Consider the following 17,349-nt stretch of genomic DNA (forward strand, 5'->3'; position numbering starts at 1 on the left):
TCCGGCCGGGAGCGGACGGCCTGTCGCCGGATCAATTTTAGCAGAAGTGATTCGATCTTTCATGGTGAGCCTCGCTTGGGCCCAGCATAGCCTTTTCATGGGCCCATTGGGACCATGTGCTTATCGTCTTTTTTTTGGCGATGGGCCCAAGGTGGGCCCAAAAGCAGTCAATCATTCCGCGACCAAAACTCTAAGTCATTGGAAAGATTGGCGTCCCGTACGGGATTCGAACCCGTGTTGCCGCCGTGAGAGGGCAGTGTCCTAGGCCTCTAGACGAACGGGACATAGAGGGATGGGCGGATTACTACGAGAAAATTGTGCCGGACACAAGCGGAGAAGTAGCGGGAGAGCCAGGTGTGCTTTGCAGGTAACAGTGGAAGTTGGAAGGTAAAGGATTAGACATAGCTGGTAGAAATTACGTTGATACGTTATATCATAACGTATAAGACCCTGATCAGATCGTTTCCAAAACCTTAAGGGTCACTCTCTGATGCTGGTATCTCGTCTTTCTTTTTTGCTGGCATGCTCAACTGTCTGCACAACAGCCGGATTTCTGTTCTGTATAGAAAATGCACAGGCTCAGAATGCGTCTACAGGCACAGTTCAGGCCGCGCAGACAGTTCAGCCGACAAGTAAGAAAAAAACTGCTGGCGAGAAAAAAGCGGTACAAACATCCACATCCACATCCACATCCACATCCACATCCACATCCACATCCACATCCACGCGCACGGCGCACGCTCTGGATACCGGTCGCGGCAGACCTGTGGGGCAGGAGGCCGTTTCCATTCAGCCCGGTCTGGCCAGCACGCCGGAACGGGTGACGGTTACCGCGCATCTGGACAGGGCAAGATCAGAGCTTCAGCCGGACACAGGGGCCACAGTTTATCGTTTCGACCGACAGGCACTGGAGACCATTCCAGGTGGGGATAATGCCCCGCTTAATCAGGTTCTGTTACAGGCTCCCGGTGTGGCGCAGGATAGTTACGGCCAGATCCATGTGCGTGGAGACCACAATGAAGTGCAGTTCCGGCTGGATGGCGTGCAGCTTCCGGAAGGTCTGAACGTGTTCGGGCAGGCGCTGATGACGCGTTTTGCTGACAGCATGTCTCTGACAACGGGCGCTCTCCCGAGTGAATTCGGATTTTTGCAGGCAGCCGTTGTTGATATCACGACCAAAAATGGCACGACGAATTCTGGCGGCATCGCGTCTGTTTACGGCGGTGCGCGGGACTATTTCCTGCCATCACTCCAGTATGGCGGCCATAAGGGTAAATGGGATTACTTCGCGACGGCCGATTTTGTGCATGATCGCGTGGGTATTGAAAATACAACCAGATCCTTTAACGCCGTTCATGATCTGAGTAACCAGTATCACTTCCTCGGGCATCTGCGGTACACAGCCGATGAAAATACCCGTATCAGCTTTATTGCGGGTGTTTCCAATGCTGAATACCAGCTTCCGAATAACCCAGGCCAGCAGACCCAGTTTTCTGAACCGTCTTACGCCGGGAGTGATCTGGCGCAGAAGCTGAACGGTAGCGTGGACAGCGCAAGCCTGAACGAACGCCAGAAGCAGATCACAGATTTTGCTATTCTGGCATTGCAGAAAGAAATTGGGTCGTTCAGCCTGCAAAGTTCTGTGTTTACCCGCTACAGCAGCCTGCGTTATTCGCCGGATGAACTGGGGGATCTGGTTTATAACGGTATTGCCCAGCGCGCTGCACGCTCCGTTTTCTCCACGGGGACGCAGCATGACGTGACATGGCATGCTGCAAAAGATCATACAGTACGCTTTGGCTTTCAGGTTTTTGTTGAACGCACGATTTCCAAGACGGATTCAACCGTGTTTGGCGCGAATGGTGTGGATGAGGACGGTAACCCGACGTTTGATCCTACTCCGATCAAGGTTTATGACGGGAGTGGCAAGACAGGCACGGTATATGGCCTGTATGCACAGGATGAATGGACGCCTTTGCGGAACCTTACAGTCAATTACGGCCTGCGTTTTGACGGTGTGAGTGAATATACCAGTGAAAAGCAGGTGAGTCCGCGCCTGAATGTCGTATGGAAGCCCTGGAAAGGGGCGACACTGCATGCAGGCTATTCCCGCTATTTCACGCCACCGCCGTTTGAGGTGGTCAGCAGCTCCGCACTGTATAAATTTGCAAATACAAGTTCTGCATCCGAAGTTATGCAGAATTCAACAGTTAAGGCTGAGCGCGATCACTATTTTGACGCGGGTATTCAGCAGCAGATCCTGCCGGGTTGGCGTGTATCCTTTGATGCCTATTACAAGCTGGCGAATAATCTGATTGATGAAGGCCAGTTTGGTGCGCCGATCGTGCTCAGCGGTTTTAACTATCGCAAGGGGCAGGTGAACGGTTACGAGGTCAGCACCTCATACGACAAAGGTCCGTTGTCTCTTTACGGGAACTTCTCGTGGTCCCGCGCTATTGGTAAGGATATTACCAGTGCGCAGTTTAACTTTGGGCAGGATGATCTGGACTATATCCGACACCGCTGGATTCATCTGGATCATGACCAGCGCTGGACAGCATCGGCCGGTGCGGCTTACAGCTTCTTCCACAGAAGCTGGCATCCGCTGCGCGTTTCCGCCACGATGGTTTATGGCAGCGGTCTGCGTGCAGATGGTGATGTGCCGAACGGAGCGGTTGTGCCGCAATATGCAACCTTCAACTTTGCGGCTGTGCAGACCTTCAAAAATCTGTTTGGCCATTCTTTCCTTGGTAACACGCAGATCAGGCTGGATGTTACCAACCTGTTTGACCGCACCTATCTGCTGCGTGATGGTAGCGGGATTGGGGTTGGCGCACCGCAATACGGCCTGCGCCGCACGATCCTGACCGGCATTACGCAAAGCTTCTAAAACTGCAAACGTCAGAAAATATTTTACTATGATAGGTAAAATATTTTCTGACTTTCAGGCATTTTGCCCCGAGGCAGTTTTCTTAAAGCCTTTATAATTTGAGAAGACTCTCGAAAACGCACAATCCTCCATGACTCGTCATCAACGGGTGATGGAGGATTTTGTCTTGAGAGGCTGTTGCAAAAATCTGTCAGCCTGACCACATGTTGAAGCGATGTTGGGTGTACGGGCTCTACGCGCCTCTGCCATGTTACGTGGCTGGAATTCAGTCTTAAATTGTAAACAGGCTTAGGGCACGCTAAAAGCCGCATCTGTATACGAAAGCCGGTATCGGATGTTAGGGAGAGCGTGGAAATGGTAAAACCGAGGCAGAACATACCCGGTCTATCTGATCAGCCTGAAAATCATGCAAGTCACACAGAGGACCAGATGATTGTCTCTCCCGGTGCCGATCTGGGCCAGAGGATGAAAATTCTGCGTAAGGCAGCCGGGTTGACCCAGCAGCAGGTGGCGGATGCTCTGGGCGTATCACGCCCGGCCATCGCGTTTTGGGAAACCGGGCGGGAAGGCAGTGCGAGAAAGCATATCCCGAAACTTGCGGCGCTGTTTGGCGTCGAGCCGGACATTTTCCTGACAGGCTATGTGCAGGAAGATATTGCTCTGACTGTGTCTCCAGATGAGTATGATATTGTCCGCCTGTACCGCATGCTTGACCCATCCCGTAAGGTTTCTGCCCAGAAATGGATGGAAAGACAGGTCAGAATGTTGCGCAAAAGCGAAGAGGACTTCTGAAGTCTCTCTCGGGTTACCGGGGTTTGATAACAGAATATTCAGAAAGTGAGCGTGCGTTACAGGGGTAGGGTCCGGGTCTGCGCGGGAACTCTCACCTGTCTCAATCACTTAAAGATCAGTTAAAGGAGTGATTGGGACAGGGAGAGCACAATGAAGCGTGCCGCCTTTTTTCTGCTGGCTGGGTTGGTGTCCGTGTCGAGGCTGAGCGCCGTTGAGGCTGTGCATGCGTCAGACATGACACCTGTTATGGCGGAAGCCCCGGTGGTGGAAAAGGGCGTGTATCATGTTGATGGCCTGCGCACGCAGGTTGTGTTTTCCGTGACCTGCCTGAGTTTCAGCCACTATCACGGCATGTTTTCCGGAGTGTCTGGCTCCCTTTTGCTGGATTCCGCTCACCCTGAACTGTCCCATGTGGCGTTACGGTTGCCCGTGCAGTCTTTGATGACAACAGCCGGGTCCGTGACTGAAGCTCTTTGGGGGGAGGACTGGCTGGATGCCCGGAAATACCCCGATGCCGAATTTGTTTCGACGCAGATTGTCTCGGAAGGGCCATCACAGGCCAGCGTCTCCGGGCGTCTGACATTACATGGTGTGACACGGCCCGTGACGCTGCATGTTCATTTTGTCGGGGCCGGGACAAATCCGCTGGATCAGGCCTATACGGTCGGGTTTGAAGCGCGGGGCACCATCCAGCGGAGCGCGTTTGGTATGAGAAGCGCGATGACAGCCGTGGGTGATGATGTCAAACTCACTCTGACAGGTGTTTTTGAAAAAGGTCGCGCAGGACAGGACGAGTAAATAAATGCTCTGATTTGCCGCCGGGATGCCTATCCGGCTTGCAGGGCAAGCGCTGCTGCGGTTGCGATGTCTTTGCGCAAGGCGATGACGTTTCCTTTCCCGTCCGGGTGAACCCGGTTTGTCAGAATCAGAACAAATGTTTCTTTCTCCGGCACCAGCCAAAGTGATGTGCCGGTAAAGCCGGTATGGCCGAAGGAACTCGCCGGGAAGTGCTCTCCGCGTGGGGAGGAATAATGTGTTGCAATATCCCACCCCAGTCCGCGCAGATCAGACTTTCCGGCAGGTTGCTGGGGGGTGGACATCAGCACAAGTGTTTCCGGGCGCAAGGGAAACGCTGAGGGCAGGCCAGCCCGGCGTGCCAGCAGGGCATGGGCGTAAGTCAGCATATCATCCGCGCAGGAGAACAGCCCGGCATGGCCTGCTACACCATCCATCCGGCGGGTTGTCGGGTCATGCACCACGCCACGGAGCATCTGGTTTTGTTCGTCATACTGGGTGGGGGCAATGCTGTCATGCAGGGCGCTGTCTGGCAGGAAAAAGGTGCGGGAAAGCCCGAGGGGCTGGAGAATATTCCGGGTCGCGTAAATATCCAGTGGAAGACCTGAAAGTTTTTCAACAATCAGGCCGAGGGTAATGAAGTTGATATCGCTATAGACAAACTGTTCCCCGGGCGGGTGTGCCGGGCGGGCATCCATTACGCGCTGAACAGCAGCCTCCTTGCCATGCCATGGTGTAGACAGATCAAGATCCGGGGCGAGCCCGGAATAATGCGTGAGCAGCAGGCGCACCGTAATGGCCTGCTTCCCGTTGGTGGCAAAGGCCGGAAGATACGTGCTGACCGGCGCATCCAGTCTGACAAAGCCGCGTTCATAAAGCTGCATGATGGCAGGCGCTGTAATCAGCACCTTGGTCAGAGAAGCCATGTCGAACAGGGTTGCCCACGTCATCGGTTCCTGCCGCGGCACCAGAGCACGATGGCCAAATACGTCTTTCCATACCGTATTGCCTGCCTGACCGACGGCCGCGACGGCACCGGGCGTTTTGCCCTCCTGCACGGCCTTCTGGAAAATCTGATCCAGCGCGGCAAAGCGGTTCTCCGCTGTAATTTGGGCTTTTGCCACATGTGCGCCGAGCAGGCCGAGACCTGCGGACAGTGCGCCGTTTTGCAGAACCATACGGCGGGAGAAGCGGGAGGAAGACGGCATGGGGAAAAGTCCGGAATCAGGAGGCTGGCGGAAAGTGATGGAAGTGTAAGAGGAAACCTCTTGTTGCGCCAGCGTGATGGAACCTTTGGACCGTTATTGAAGAAAGTAGAAAACGCTTTACCGCCCGGCAGGGGCGACGAAACGGAATGTCAGATTAAAACGGGTCGGGCCGGTCAGCGGATGCACGCCTTGTTCCAGCGGTTTGACGCCGTGATAATGCAGCCGGGCTTTGCCGCCCCAGACCAGAACATCCCCATGTTCCAGCAGGATGGAGTGCGGGCGCGTGGTCCGCTGGAGACCGCCCCACAGAAACAGGATGGGAAGCCCCAGTGAGACAGAGACAATCGGCTGTGTAATATCGCCTTCATCCTTATCCTGATGCGCCGTCATACGGGTTCCGGCTTCATACCGGTTGATCAGGCAGGCATTGGGCTGAAATCCTTCAAAACCCGCTGTGGCGGCACTCCGGCGGGCGAGGTGAAAAAGAAGGTCTGGCATGGGCGGCCAGAGCGCCTGTGTTGTGGGGGCCGTGTGGGTATACCGATACCCTGCCTGATCCGTGACCCATCCCCATGTGCCACAACTGGTCATGGCGACAGACATTTGCCGCCCGCCGGGTGTCAGCATGTGGCGGAGGGGTGCTGCGCGGAGGATCGGGGCGAGGGCGCGCCATAGCGCTTCTGCGTTTTCAAGTGCGCCCCCCCGCAACAGGGTGGCACCGGGGCTGAGGGTGACCCGCTTTGGCCGAGTGTCTGCCAGTCCGAGGTCCATCTGTCCGGAACCCGTTGAAAACAGAGGCGGCGTGCGGTCCGGCATGACGGTCCTTCTGGCAGGGGGAGAGGGCTGAGTGAGAAGGCAGGGTGCCCAGGCAGACGCGGCGGAGCAATCAAAATTATCAGCGCAGAAATGGAAAMCCCCGCCGCGACGGACATGTCGCGGCGGGGTCTGATGATGGGCGCGGGGGCTGTTGCTGAAGGTTAATCAGCACGCAGCTTTGGGGTTTTATGCGCGGTCAGCCTGACCAGCCTCTGTGAGAGCCGGAAGTTCGGCGGCGGGTTTGACGAGAGTCACGAGCCCGACCACAACCAGATTCACAATAAGGGACAGCAGCCCGGTTGAGACCATGCCGGAGAGCGGGCCAAGTGTGACCATGTGGATGGGCTTCAGCCCGTCCATCCAGCACAGTCCGAGGCCGAAAATCCCGCCGACAGCCCAGCCAGCCAGCATGGCAGTTGCTGAAAAGCGGATGCGCAGCAGACCAAGGACAAGCGCCGGGAAGGTTTGCAGAATGATCACCCCGCCCAGGAGCTGGAAATCAATCGCGAATTTTGCATTCAGGAACAGCACGCAGAACAGAGCGCCGACTTTGACAGCCAGAGCCGTAATGCGGCTGGTGCGGACGGGGTTCTTCTGCGGAGGCAGCAGGTTGCTGGTCACAAGGTTTGCGGCCCCGATGGCCATGACGGCGGCCGGAACCAGAGCGCCCACGGCAATGGCGGCAAAGCAGAAGCCGCTGAACCATGCCGGGAAAATCTGCTGGAACAGCAGAGGCACGACCATGGTGGCGTTATCTGTCTTGATTCCTGCGGTGTGCGCCATCAGCCCCAGCATGGCAATCAGCCCCAGCACAACAGTATAGATGGGCAGGAACACAGCGTTCTGGCGGATGGTATCCGCCGATTTTGCTGCCAGAATCCCGGTGAGCGTATGCGGATACAGGAACGCTGCCAGCGCGGAAGAAAGCGCCAGCGTGGCATACGGCAGACCCTGACCGGCATGCAGGACCGGCTGCGTTGTGTCAGCCCCGGCAAACAGCGCGGAATATCCCCCCATATGCAGGGGAATGACCGTAACAGCCACCAGCACGGCGATGTAGATCATGATGTCTTTAATAAAGGCTGTCAGCGCCGGAGCATGCAGCCCGCCCAGCCATGTGTAGGCCGCCAGTGAGACAAAGGCGATAACCAGCGGGATATCTCCCGGCAGGCCAAGCGCCTGAATGACTGTACGAATTCCAACGAGCTGGAGCGCAATATACGGCATCACGGCGATCAGCCCGGTAAGGGCGACCACAATTTCCAGCCCGCGGCTGTTAAAGCGGGCGCGGACAAGATCTGCCGCGGTGGAATGGCCACCGGCATGCGCCAGCTTCCACAGGCGCGGCATGACAAGGAAAATAAACGGATAGACGATGATGGTGTAGGGGAGCGCAAAGAAGCCGTAGCCACCTGCCGCATAGACCAGTGCTGGCACGGCGATGACGGTATAGGCGGTATAGAAATCGCCCCCGACCAGAAACCATGTGACCCACGCGCCAAACTGGCGGCCGCCGAGCGACCATTCCTCGTCAGAGGAGACGGTGGCACTTTTCCCGCCGCCAAACAGCCCGCGCAGCCACTGGATGGAACTGCCGATGATGATGGTTGCCGCAAAGAAGAGAATAAAGACGCCGAGCGCCCACGGGTTAATGCCGTTCATGCGTCATGCCCCTTTTTCCAGACAATCCAGATAAGGACGGAGGTTACCGGCACCCAGGCAAGCTGGTACCAGTAGAAAAAGGGGAAGCCGAACAGTACGGGCGTATAGCGGTCGTACAGGGGCGTCCAGAGCAACCCCAGAAAGGGCAGCAGGAGCAGCAGATTCAGGATTTTCATGTTAAGACGACCGGAGTTTGTTATTTTTTATTTTGGACCGGATCAGTCATGCATGTGGCTGCACGGGTGTCAATCGCCTGACGGGGAGTTGAAGGCGATTGCTGTCTGAATTGTGTTTTTCCTGCTGGATAGCAGCATTTTTGCCAGACTTGTCATAACACAAAGCCGTGGCTGGCGCATTTGTGATGGGACCTTTCAGGCGCATGGCCTGAAAGGTCCTGCAGGCACAGGTAAGAAAATCAGTTGGTTTTTCTGTGTTGTAACACAGTATTGAGGTGGTCACTGTACTGGCGGTAGCTGCCTTCGGGCACGCAGCCCATTTCTTCCAGATCTTCCAGATCCGCGCCATGGTTGATCCATGTGTTGACTTCCCGGAAGTCCAGTGCGGCGGGGATGGTATGGGCTTCATACACCAGCGGGTTTTCTTCCCCCTGTGTGGCGCCAAACGGCATGAAGGTTTCCGCCGCCGGAACCTTGGTGCCATGCAGGCTGATTTCCCCGCATACAATCTGTTTGTCCCCAGAGGTATGGGTGCTGATTTTTCTGAAATGCGGTTTGTCTTCCGCAAAGCGCTTGTTCAGCATGGCCAGAGTGGATTTTACAAACGGGCTTGCATTCTTGTCGCTGCCATCAACCACCGTCTGCGCCTGTGCCGCGCTGAAAGAGGGGAGCAGACACAGGCTTTGCAGGCCGAGGCAAAGAATAAGGGCACGTTTCATGATCAGGTCCTTCTTGCATGCGGGGCGCATGGTGCCTTGCCAGAACCGGAAGATCAATCACTCCGCTGGTTCTGGCAAAAGAGAGTGTCTTATAATCTGCGGCCCGCGGGGCTGATGCCGCCACAGGTCAGCCGTCCACCGGGCATGGGGTAAGGGACGCCGGTGGTGGCAGGCAGAGAGAGCGGCAGACCGCGCAGGCTCCTTACGGCCAGAAATCCGAAACATTCAGCCTCCAGCGCATCCCCGTCCCAGCCCAGAGCCTCCACCGGCTGCACTGTGCCGGGGACATGGTCCGCCAGCATGCGCATTAGCGTTGGGTTGCGGCGCCCCCCTCCGCAGACAAACCAGTGGAGCGGTTCTTCCGGCAGGGGGGTACGGGCAATAGCCGCAGCCGTAAAGGCGGTGAGCGTTGCCGCGCCGTCCTCAACGCTCAGGCGGGAGACCAGTTCCAGCGCCTGATGGAAGCTCAGCCGGTCAAGTGATTTCGGAGGTGGTTTACGGAAGAACGCATGGGCCATGAGGGTGGACAGGAGAGCGGTATCGACCATGCCCTTTGCTGCGCAGGCTCCGTCAAAATCACAGGGCTGACCAGTGTGGCGGAACATCCAGTCATCCAGCAGAGCATTGCCCGGCCCGGTGTCACACGCCAGAACGTCGCCCGTGCGCGTCATGAGGGTCAGGTTGGCAACACCCCCGATATTCAGCACAGCGGCGGGTGTGCTGTGCCCATGCAGCAGGGCCGCATGGTAGAGGGGGGCCAGCGGCGCGCCTTCTCCGCCTGCCAGCACATCGGCAGTCCGGAAATCATGCACGACGGGCAGATCTGTTGCGGCGGAAAGGCGGCTGGCATTGCCAATCTGCCATGTGCGGCCCGGCGCATGCAGAATGGTCTGTCCGTGCAGGCCAATGACATCAATCTGCCGCTCTCCAGCCTGCGCGCGGACGGCCTGCACGGCCTGTGTGTGCACATCCGTCAAAGCCTGTTCCGCCTCCAGCAGATCGGCATCATCAGGGGAAAGGGTGGCTGCCCGGTCCAGAATGGCGCGGATTCTGGCCCGGAGAGAGGCGTCATACGGCACTGTCAGAGACGGGCCGTGGTCAAACACTCTGATCCCGTCCGTTGTGATCAGGGCGGCATCTACTCCGTCCAGCGAGGTGCCGCTCATCAGGCCAATGGCCGTCAGCGGAGCGTGAGGTGAGGCATCCTGTGCAGCGTCTGTGGCCACGGGCGCGTGTTCTGGCGACTGAGGCTGCATCACGGTGCGGCTCCTGCCGGATGGACCGCGCCTTCCACGCCGGGGATCAGATGATTCGTCCCAACCTGCCAGAGCAGAATACGGTCCTGTCCGTTATCCGCAATGTGCAGAGCCATCAGCCCGTCCTGCACGCGGGCCATGCTGATCAGGCGTGTTCCGGCAGGCAGAACCGGCGGGGCAGCGGCATCCTGTAACGGAACCACCCGAGCCGCGATCGCTGTGCCGGACGGAGGTGTATGGCTCCCCATACGGTGGATGATAACGCCCACCAGCGCGACCGTGCCCACCACAATCAGAAGTCCCATCCCGATGACAGCCGCCATCAGTCCTTTAGGTGTGCCGGGCGTTTGTTCCATGTCTGTCCTGTTCTGGTGCGGTCTGCGCGGGTGGGGTTTAGCGGGCTGAAGCGGCGTGGATATGGCGCTTCATGGTCTGGATCACGGTGGGCAGGCCGTCAAAAATCGCCTGCCCGATCAGGAAGTGCCCGATATTTAGTTCCATGATCTCGGGGAGGGCCGCAATCGGGCCGACATTCTCATAAGTCAGGCCATGCCCGGCATGTACTTCCAGCCCTTTTGCGGCGGCGTGTGTTGCGGCAGCGCGCAGGCGGTCCAGTTCTCCCGCGCGGCCTTCCGCATAGGCTCCGGTGTGCAGTTCCACCACCTGCGCGCCCGCAGCAACGGCGGCGTCAATCTGGGCAGGGTCAGGGTCAATAAACAGGGAAACACGAATACCTTTTTCCACAAGCGCCTGCACACGGGGTTTTAAGGAGGCCAGTTGCCCGGCAACGTCCAGCCCGCCTTCCGTTGTCAGCTCTTCCCGGCGTTCCGGCACAATGCAGCAGGCATGGGGCAGGAGCGTGGTGGCGAGAGAGACCATCTCATCCGTCGCAGCCATTTCCATATTAAGCGGGGCTTTGATGTCTGTGCGCAGGCGCTGGAGGTCGGCATCGCGGATGTGACGGCGGTCTTCCCGCAAATGGGCTGTAATGCCGTCCGCTCCGGACTGTACGGCCAGCAGCGCTGCGGCAACCGGGTCCGGATGTGTGCCGCCACGGGCGTTTCTGACGGTCGCAACGTGGTCAATATTCACGCCAAGCCGAATGAGGGGGCGGGGAGTGCGTGTCATGAGGCCTTCCTTCGGTTTTCGGTCAGTTGTGCGGCCAGTCTGAGGGCTGCCAGCAGGCTGCCGGGGTCTGCCTTGCCGGTTCCGGCAATATCAAACGCTGTGCCGTGGTCGGGAGAGGTGCGGATAATGGGCAGACCCAGCGTGATATTCACGCCCTCTGCCATATCCAGCGTCTTGAGCGGGATCAGGCCCTGATCATGATACATGCAGAGCGCCACGTCATAGCGGGCCCGCGCATCCGGCGTGAACATGGTGTCAGGGGGCAGGGGGCCGAAAATGGTCATGCCGTCCGCCTGCAGGGCGCGGATGGCCGGAATAATGCAGTCCAACTCTTCCCGCCCCATCAGGCCGCCTTCTCCCGCATGGGGGTTCAGGCCTGCTACAGCCACGCGCGGGCTTGTCAGCCCAAAATCACGTTTCAGCCCCTGTACGGTTGTGCGGGCTGTGCGGATGATCAGCTCCGGGGTGAGCTGTTCGATGGCCGTACGCAGCGCGACATGCACTGTCACCGGCACAACCCGGAGGGACGGGCCTGCCAGCATCATCACATCCTGACCGGGCACCCCGCAGAGTTCCGCCAGATATCCCGTGTGGCCGGGGTGCGTAAAACCGGCCTGCTTCACCACGTCCTTGCTGATCGGGTTGGTCACGACCGCAGAGCCTTCCCCGGCCTGCACAAGGCGTACCGCCTGCGTAATGCTGTCAATTACGCTGCCTGCATTCCGGCTGTCCGGTGTGCCGGGGGCGGCGGATACCGCCAGAGAGAGAGGTAGCACCGGGATGGCATCCCGAAAGAGGCTTCCGGCTTCCCGCACGTTGCTCACGATGCGCACGGGGGCCGCTGTTTCCAGAAGCGACGGGTCGCCCAAAAACACAAAGGCCGGCCCGTTTTCCCGCAGGGCCTGCCAGGCCTTCACGGTAATTTCGGGGCCTATGCCAGCCGGGTCACCCTGTGTCAGCACCAGCATGTTGGTCATATCCTCAAAGGGTGATCTCAGGGAGCGGTCCGGGCCGCCAGCGCATAGAGCACCCGGATCCATGAACGCATGCCTTTATGGAAGCAGGAGAGATCATACTTTTCATTAGGGGAATGTACGCGGTCATCCTCCAGCCCGAAGCCGATCAGCAGGGAGTCCATCCCCAGAGCTTCCTGCACTTCCGTTACAACGGGGATGGAGCCGCCACACCCGATAACAGCCGCCGGATGCTGCCATTCTTCTTCCAGCGCTTTCAGTGCTGGCGGGAGGAAAGGCATATCGGCCGGGACAATGCTGGCTCTGGAACCGCCATGCGCCGTAAATTCTGCCGTGCAGTCCGCGGGCAGGCGGGTTTCCACGTGGGCGCGGAAGGCTGCGCGAATGGCGTCCGGGTCCTGCTTGCCAACCAGACGGAAAGAGACTTTCGCCATGGCTTTTGAGGGCAGAACAGTCTTGAAGCCCTTCTCCTCATACCCACCGCTAATGCCGTTAATCTCGCAGCTGGGGCGGGACCATGTCTGCTCAAGGGCAGTGTAGCCAATCTCGCCCGCAGGCAGGCTCAGGCCAACAGGGGCAAGACCGTCTTCATCACTCGGGCCAATTTTCCGCCACAGGGCACGGGTTTCTTCCGGGATAACGGGCACGCCCTCATAAAATCCCTGCAACGTCACCCGGCCTGTCGCGCCATCCCGCAGGTCAGAAAGGATATCGCACAGAAGCTGGATCGGGTTGCGGGCGGCATTGCCATACATGCCTGAGTGGAGGTCACGATTCGCGCAGGTAATAGTCACCTCCTCGCCCACCATGCCGCGCAGCATGGTGGTGATGGCAGGCATGCCCCGGCCCAGCATCCCGGTATCGCAGATCAGCGCCACATCGGCTTTCAGCTCATCCCGGTTGGCTTTCAGGAAGGGCAGCAGGTTTACACCGCCAGATTCTTCCTCGCCTTCAATCAGCATGGTGACACTCAGCGGGAGTGCGCCATCCGCAGCGCGCAGGGCGCGGCAGGCTTCCACAAAGGTCATGACCTGCCCTTTGTCATCCGCCGCACCGCGCGCGGTAATTTCCATCTCACCTGTGGGGCCTTTCACTAGCACAGGCTCAAAGGGGGCAGAGGTCCATAAATTCAGCGGGTCCACCGGCTGTACGTCATAATGGCCATAGAACAGCACATGCGGTGCGCCTTCCGGCCCTCTGGCGTGGGCCACAACCATCGGGTGGCCGGGTGTTTCCCGTGTGCTGGCGTCAAAACCAATCTCACGCAGTTCCGCGACCAGCCATTCCGCGGCCTTGCGGCAGTCGGGTGCGTGGTCGGGCTGGGTGGAAATGCTGGGAATACGCAGCAGGTCAAAAAGACGTTTCAGGCTGTCATCCAGCCCCTTATCTGCCAGATCAAGAGCGGCCTGTTCGGTCATTTTGTTATCCTCTGCGTCGTTTGGCGTCAAACATGGCAGGCGCTGCGGCCTGTAGTGCTCATGCAATCACACGATTTGGAAGCAGAGGAAAGGTCAGAAACCGTCGGGGGTGAAATCGGCCAGAAATTGATACAGCAGGTTAGGCGTATATCCGTATTCGACTGCCTGTACGGCCTGCGGGTGCGTCACGCGGTACCATGCCGGGTCAAAATGGCGGGAAAGCTGCACGGTATCCGGCATGCTTTTGCTGGCGTGGAGCAGATGGATAAAAGGTGAAAGGGCAGCAAGCTCCGGGTTTTCTGGCCGGTTGCGGAGATACACGTCCGGGTTGAAAAACAGATGCCCCGACCGATGCTCCTTGTCTCCTGAGCGCAGAAAATGGTCATAGCCGTTGGCAAACCCGTTTTTCTCAAGGTTTGCCAGACTCATATCCGCTGCACTGGCGGTATAATACCGTTCCGAAAACAGATAATGCGGGGACTGCGTCTTAAATCCCTTCTGGCAGTAATGCTCAAAGCCGGAGCGATACTGGCCGTCCACAATTTCGGCCAGTGCTTCCGAGCAGTTCCGCCGGTACCATTCTTCATCAAAATAGCGGTTGGGCGAGTGGCCGGAAAAAGCGCCCTGATCCTCATACCAGGCCTGAAGCTGCGCATCCGGGAGCGCGCGGACGTCTCCCAGAACAGTTTTATATTCCTCCCGGTACCAGTCCGGATCAAAGGCTTTCCAGAGAGGAGGTAACTGGAATGACGTCATGGCATCAGGCTTTCTTCAGGTGGGAGAAGAGGGGCACTGGTGTTGATCAGCCCTGCGCGCGGCGGCTTCGCCAGAGTTCTCCAAAGTCGATCTGCTGGACAACAATCGGCAGGAAGCCGGCTTCACGGCTCAGCGTTGTCAGCAGGTTGCGCGCACCGGGGAACAGCATGCGGGGGGCTTCAACCAGCAGGAGCGGCTCAAAAGTTTCCGCCGTGGAGTGGTTGAGCGTAAAAATCCCTGCATAAACCAGCGTCGTTTCAAACAAACGCACCGGTTCCTCCCCATTCGGGCCGGGGGCCGTCTGGCCCTGACACTGCATGACCAGTTCAACTTCAAAATTAGGCATGTTTTCGCCAATCTGATTGGCGCGAACATCGACCATAATGGCAATCTGGGGCCGTTCCTGAGCCCGCGCAAACACTGCGGGCGCACCGGCGACCTGAAATGTGACGGATTTAACGTACTGGATTCCCATCAGAACGCCGGGTCTGCCTGCGGCACTTGCTGCGCCGCCAATTGAATCTGTCGTAAAATTAGTCTGATCGGCCATGGTGTCCGGAGGCTCCTGTCGGCAAATTTTCAATGTCTGCGCGTTAAATAAGAAATGCGGCAAAGTTAGGCGAGCAGTAACAGATTAGTCCCGCCTGTGCGAGGGGGCAGTTTGTTAAGAGAGCAGTGTGAACGGTCTTCAGCGCTCAGAGTTTAACAGAAATCCTGCGGGAAGTGGGGCCACCTGCTTTTGCGTCTTTCTTCAATCTGTTTTCTTGCTCTCCTTACCCCGGAAGGCTACGAGGTATCCATGATCAGACTCACTGTTGTTATCCCCTTTCTGCTGGCTCTTGTCATTTTCAGCGCCAGTAATCAGGACCCGCTGGATATGTGGCTGCTCACCTATAGCTGGAAATGTTCAGCGGGTGTGCTGGCGCTGAGTGTTGCGGCAGTTGCCTTTATTATGGGCGCGTTCTGCCTCTGGGCTGCTGAGCTGGTGCAGCGCCGCCGTGCGCGCAGGGCAGAACAACGGATTAAGGAGCTGGAAGCACAACTCGCGCAGGTGCAGGCGGCCTCCGCCATAGTGCAGCAGCCCGTTGTTCCGGCACCGTCAGTGGCTGTCCATTCTTCTTCTCCCGTGCAGGACGATCGTATCTGACATGACGCGCAAGACAGGCCTGATTGCGGCACTCGACACACAAAATGCAGCGACGGCGCAGGCATGGGCACAGGCTGTGGCCCCCTCAGCAGGCGCGGTGAAGCTGGGCCTCGAATTTGCGTATGCCGCAGGGTTTCAGGCCGTTGCGGACGTTGCGGGGGCAACGCCGCTGTTTCTGGACCTCAAGCTGCACGATATTCCCAACACGGTGGCAGCAGCCATTCAGTCTCTCTCCAGCCTGCGGCCTAAAATGCTGACCCTGCATGCGTCTGGCGGTCTGGCGATGATGGAAGCGGCCCGCAAAGCCTGTGATCAGGCTTTCCCGGCGGATGCACGCCCTGCGCTGCTGGCCGTGACCGTGCTGACCAGTCTGGATGATCACGCTCTGGCGGAAACCGGGGTGATGGATGGCGCGCGTGCGCAGGTGCTGCGCCTTGGCAAGCTGGCTATGCAGGCTGGTATCGACGGGCTGGTGTGCTCCGCGCATGAACTTGCTCCCCTGCGGGATACGCTGGGGAATGCGCCTCTTCTGGTCACACCGGGGATTCGCCCTGCCGGTAGTCAGGCCGGGGACCAGAAACGGATCATGACGCCGCGGCAGGCCAGTCAGGCCGGGGCCGACTGGATTGTGGTGGGGCGGCCCATCACCCAGGCCGCAGACCCGGCAGCCGCGGCCGCAGCCATTGCGGCAGAACTGGCCGCTTAACGTGACCCATCAGCCCGTCCCCGCCGCCCATACGGGTGTAAAAATCTGCGGGCTGACAGAGGGTGCTGGGTTTGATGCCTGCGTGGAGCATGGTGCGGACTGGGTCGGGTTTGTTTTTTTTGACCGCTCACCCCGGTGCGTTACCCCGGCGCAGGCCCGGAGTCTGTCGGGCCGTCATGCGGGTGGGCCGGCTCGTGTGGGGCTTTTTGTACATCCCGATGATGAGACGCTGGGGCGTGTGCTGGATGGCGTCTCTCTCGATGTTTTACAGATTTACGCCTCGTTTGAACGGGCGTCGGACGTCTCTTCACGGTTTGGGGTGCCTGTCTGGCTGTCTCAGCCTGTCTCAGCCCGGCCTGATTTACCTTCAGCCTGTCCTGCGGGGGTAGAACGCCTTCTGATAGAACCAAAGCCACCAGCCAGTGCCACACGCCCCGGAGGGAATGCGCAGCAACTGGACTGGAGCCTGATGCAGGGCTGGAAACCGTCTTTTCCGTGGATGCTGGCAGGGGGGCTGAACCCGGAGAATGTCGGGCAGGCTGTGACGATAACCGGCGCTCCGGCTGTGGATGTTTCCTCCGGCGTGGAAAGTGCTCCCGGCCTCAAAAGCCCGGAGGCGATTGCCCGCTTCATCCGGAATGCCCGATCCGTCACTTTTTCTGCCTGAAGCAGAAAAACGGTCGTTTTCCCTCTTGCCTGATCCGTCAAACTTGCTATTACCACACCCGCGCCGGAGAGATGGCCGAGTGGCTTAAGGCGCACGCTTGGAAAGCGTGTGTACGTTAATAGCGTACCCAGGGTTCGAATCCCTGTCTCTCCGCCAGATTTTAATTTCCCATAAAATTTGTTCAAAGCAGTCTGTAGGTAGCTCCGTTAGTGGGGCTTGTGTCGATACAGGTGCAACAT

18 protein-coding genes and 2 tRNA genes are annotated in these 17,349 nt (G+C 58.3%); 7 read left to right on the forward strand and 13 right to left on the reverse strand.

The window, feature by feature from the left end; translation table 11 throughout:
• Nucleotides 1-208 precede the first annotated feature (208 nt).
• A tRNA-Glu gene (locus tag KP699_RS05105) sits at nt 209-284 on the reverse strand.
• Between the two features lie 206 nt (nt 285-490).
• Between KP699_RS05105 and KP699_RS05110 the strand changes: the two genes are divergently transcribed.
• From KP699_RS05110 to KP699_RS05120, 3 genes are all read left to right on the forward strand, one after another.
• Nucleotides 491-2,890, forward strand: coding sequence for a TonB-dependent receptor (locus tag KP699_RS05110; protein WP_252346806.1), 2,400 nt, complete (start codon nt 491-493; stop codon nt 2,888-2,890).
• A gap of 429 nt (nt 2,891-3,319) precedes the next feature.
• Nucleotides 3,320-3,682: a helix-turn-helix domain-containing protein gene (locus KP699_RS05115; RefSeq protein WP_215761845.1), complete on the forward strand. Its 363-nt coding sequence runs from the start codon at nt 3,320-3,322 to the stop codon at nt 3,680-3,682.
• A gap of 150 nt (nt 3,683-3,832) precedes the next feature.
• Complete coding sequence (locus tag KP699_RS05120; RefSeq protein ID WP_215761846.1) at nt 3,833-4,480, forward strand: YceI family protein; 648 nt, start codon at nt 3,833-3,835, stop codon at nt 4,478-4,480.
• A gap of 29 nt (nt 4,481-4,509) precedes the next feature.
• Here the strand turns inward: KP699_RS05120 and KP699_RS05125 are convergent, their stop codons facing one another.
• The 12 genes from KP699_RS05125 to KP699_RS05180 all read right to left on the reverse strand — a co-directional run bounded on the left by KP699_RS05125 (nt 4,510) and on the right by KP699_RS05180 (nt 15,140).
• Nucleotides 4,510-5,685 carry a serine hydrolase gene (locus KP699_RS05125; RefSeq protein ID WP_215761847.1) on the reverse strand — a complete coding sequence of 392 codons (1,176 nt, stop codon included), beginning with the start codon at nt 5,683-5,685 and terminating at the stop codon, nt 4,510-4,512.
• A 117-nt stretch (nt 5,686-5,802) separates the two neighbouring features.
• On the reverse strand, nt 5,803-6,501 hold the full coding sequence (gene alkB / locus KP699_RS05130) for a DNA oxidative demethylase AlkB (protein ID WP_374196885.1): 699 nt from the start codon (nt 6,499-6,501) through the stop codon (nt 5,803-5,805).
• A 186-nt stretch (nt 6,502-6,687) separates the two neighbouring features.
• Nucleotides 6,688-8,163 (reverse strand): sodium:solute symporter, encoded by a 1,476-nt coding sequence (locus tag KP699_RS05135; protein ID WP_215761848.1) that lies wholly within the window; start codon nt 8,161-8,163, stop codon nt 6,688-6,690.
• The gene (locus KP699_RS05140) at nt 8,160-8,339 is read right to left on the reverse strand and encodes a DUF3311 domain-containing protein (RefSeq protein WP_025826067.1); all 180 of its coding nucleotides are present in this window, start codon (nt 8,337-8,339) and stop codon (nt 8,160-8,162) included. Before KP699_RS05140 ends, KP699_RS05135 begins: the two co-directional genes overlap by 4 nt.
• Before the next feature lie 239 nt (nt 8,340-8,578).
• Nucleotides 8,579-9,058 (reverse strand): hypothetical protein, encoded by a 480-nt coding sequence (locus KP699_RS05145; RefSeq protein ID WP_252346807.1) that lies wholly within the window; start codon nt 9,056-9,058, stop codon nt 8,579-8,581.
• An 89-nt stretch (nt 9,059-9,147) separates the two neighbouring features.
• The gene (locus tag KP699_RS05150) at nt 9,148-10,314 is read right to left on the reverse strand and encodes an anhydro-N-acetylmuramic acid kinase (RefSeq protein WP_215761926.1); all 1,167 of its coding nucleotides are present in this window, start codon (nt 10,312-10,314) and stop codon (nt 9,148-9,150) included.
• Complete coding sequence (locus KP699_RS05155) at nt 10,314-10,670, reverse strand: hypothetical protein (RefSeq protein WP_215761850.1); 357 nt, start codon at nt 10,668-10,670, stop codon at nt 10,314-10,316. The genes KP699_RS05150 and KP699_RS05155 overlap by 1 nt, the downstream gene beginning before the upstream one ends.
• Before the next feature lie 37 nt (nt 10,671-10,707).
• Entirely contained in the window at nt 10,708-11,442 is a 735-nt protein-coding gene (locus KP699_RS05160) for a pyridoxine 5'-phosphate synthase (RefSeq protein WP_215761851.1), read from the reverse strand.
• Nucleotides 11,439-12,410 (reverse strand): 4-hydroxythreonine-4-phosphate dehydrogenase PdxA, encoded by a 972-nt coding sequence (gene pdxA, locus KP699_RS05165; protein ID WP_215761927.1) that lies wholly within the window; start codon nt 12,408-12,410, stop codon nt 11,439-11,441. Before pdxA ends, KP699_RS05160 begins: the two co-directional genes overlap by 4 nt.
• A 26-nt stretch (nt 12,411-12,436) precedes the next feature.
• The gene (locus KP699_RS05170) at nt 12,437-13,834 is read right to left on the reverse strand and encodes a dipeptidase (protein WP_215761852.1); all 1,398 of its coding nucleotides are present in this window, start codon (nt 13,832-13,834) and stop codon (nt 12,437-12,439) included.
• 93 nt (nt 13,835-13,927) lie between these two features.
• Complete coding sequence (locus tag KP699_RS05175) at nt 13,928-14,590, reverse strand: glycosyl transferase (RefSeq protein WP_212356022.1); 663 nt, start codon at nt 14,588-14,590, stop codon at nt 13,928-13,930.
• A gap of 46 nt (nt 14,591-14,636) precedes the next feature.
• The gene (locus KP699_RS05180; RefSeq protein ID WP_025826081.1) at nt 14,637-15,140 is read right to left on the reverse strand and encodes a protein-export chaperone SecB; all 504 of its coding nucleotides are present in this window, start codon (nt 15,138-15,140) and stop codon (nt 14,637-14,639) included.
• Between the two features lie 249 nt (nt 15,141-15,389).
• Between KP699_RS05180 and KP699_RS05185 the strand changes: the two genes are divergently transcribed.
• From KP699_RS05185 to KP699_RS05200, 4 genes are all read left to right on the forward strand, one after another.
• Nucleotides 15,390-15,737 (forward strand): lipopolysaccharide assembly protein LapA domain-containing protein, encoded by a 348-nt coding sequence (locus KP699_RS05185; protein ID WP_025826083.1) that lies wholly within the window; start codon nt 15,390-15,392, stop codon nt 15,735-15,737.
• 1 nt (nt 15,738) lies between these two features.
• Nucleotides 15,739-16,443 (forward strand): orotidine-5'-phosphate decarboxylase, encoded by a 705-nt coding sequence (gene pyrF, locus KP699_RS05190; RefSeq protein WP_215761853.1) that lies wholly within the window; start codon nt 15,739-15,741, stop codon nt 16,441-16,443.
• Nucleotide 16,444: 1 nt separating this feature from the next.
• On the forward strand, nt 16,445-17,110 hold the full coding sequence (locus KP699_RS05195; protein ID WP_215761854.1) for a phosphoribosylanthranilate isomerase: 666 nt from the start codon (nt 16,445-16,447) through the stop codon (nt 17,108-17,110).
• Nucleotides 17,111-17,175: 65 nt separating this feature from the next.
• Nucleotides 17,176-17,266, forward strand: a tRNA-Ser gene (locus KP699_RS05200).
• Nucleotides 17,267-17,349 lie beyond the last annotated feature (83 nt).

The organism is Acetobacter sp. P1H12_c, assembly GCF_018811975.1.
GTDB classification, from domain to species: domain Bacteria; phylum Pseudomonadota; class Alphaproteobacteria; order Acetobacterales; family Acetobacteraceae; genus Acetobacter; species Acetobacter persici.

Coding starts and splice junctions, on each gene's coding strand:
- KP699_RS05110 (WP_252346806.1), top strand. CDS start 491: ATGCTGGTATCTCGTCTTTCTTTTTTGCTGGCATGCTCAACTGTCTGC.
- KP699_RS05115 (WP_215761845.1), top strand. CDS start 3,320: ATGATTGTCTCTCCCGGTGCCGATCTGGGCCAGAGGATGAAAATTCTG.
- KP699_RS05120 (WP_215761846.1), top strand. CDS start 3,833: ATGAAGCGTGCCGCCTTTTTTCTGCTGGCTGGGTTGGTGTCCGTGTCG.
- KP699_RS05125 (WP_215761847.1), bottom strand. CDS start 5,685: ATGCCGTCTTCCTCCCGCTTCTCCCGCCGTATGGTTCTGCAAAACGGC.
- alkB (WP_374196885.1), bottom strand. CDS start 6,501: ATGCCGGACCGCACGCCGCCTCTGTTTTCAACGGGTTCCGGACAGATG.
- KP699_RS05135 (WP_215761848.1), bottom strand. CDS start 8,163: ATGAACGGCATTAACCCGTGGGCGCTCGGCGTCTTTATTCTCTTCTTT.
- KP699_RS05140 (WP_025826067.1), bottom strand. CDS start 8,339: ATGAAAATCCTGAATCTGCTGCTCCTGCTGCCCTTTCTGGGGTTGCTC.
- KP699_RS05145 (WP_252346807.1), bottom strand. CDS start 9,058: ATGAAACGTGCCCTTATTCTTTGCCTCGGCCTGCAAAGCCTGTGTCTG.
- KP699_RS05150 (WP_215761926.1), bottom strand. CDS start 10,314: ATGCAGCCTCAGTCGCCAGAACACGCGCCCGTGGCCACAGACGCTGCA.
- KP699_RS05155 (WP_215761850.1), bottom strand. CDS start 10,670: ATGGAACAAACGCCCGGCACACCTAAAGGACTGATGGCGGCTGTCATC.
- KP699_RS05160 (WP_215761851.1), bottom strand. CDS start 11,442: ATGACACGCACTCCCCGCCCCCTCATTCGGCTTGGCGTGAATATTGAC.
- pdxA (WP_215761927.1), bottom strand. CDS start 12,410: ATGCTGGTGCTGACACAGGGTGACCCGGCTGGCATAGGCCCCGAAATT.
- KP699_RS05170 (WP_215761852.1), bottom strand. CDS start 13,834: ATGACCGAACAGGCCGCTCTTGATCTGGCAGATAAGGGGCTGGATGAC.
- KP699_RS05175 (WP_212356022.1), bottom strand. CDS start 14,590: ATGACGTCATTCCAGTTACCTCCTCTCTGGAAAGCCTTTGATCCGGAC.
- KP699_RS05180 (WP_025826081.1), bottom strand. CDS start 15,140: ATGGCCGATCAGACTAATTTTACGACAGATTCAATTGGCGGCGCAGCA.
- KP699_RS05185 (WP_025826083.1), top strand. CDS start 15,390: ATGATCAGACTCACTGTTGTTATCCCCTTTCTGCTGGCTCTTGTCATT.
- pyrF (WP_215761853.1), top strand. CDS start 15,739: ATGACGCGCAAGACAGGCCTGATTGCGGCACTCGACACACAAAATGCA.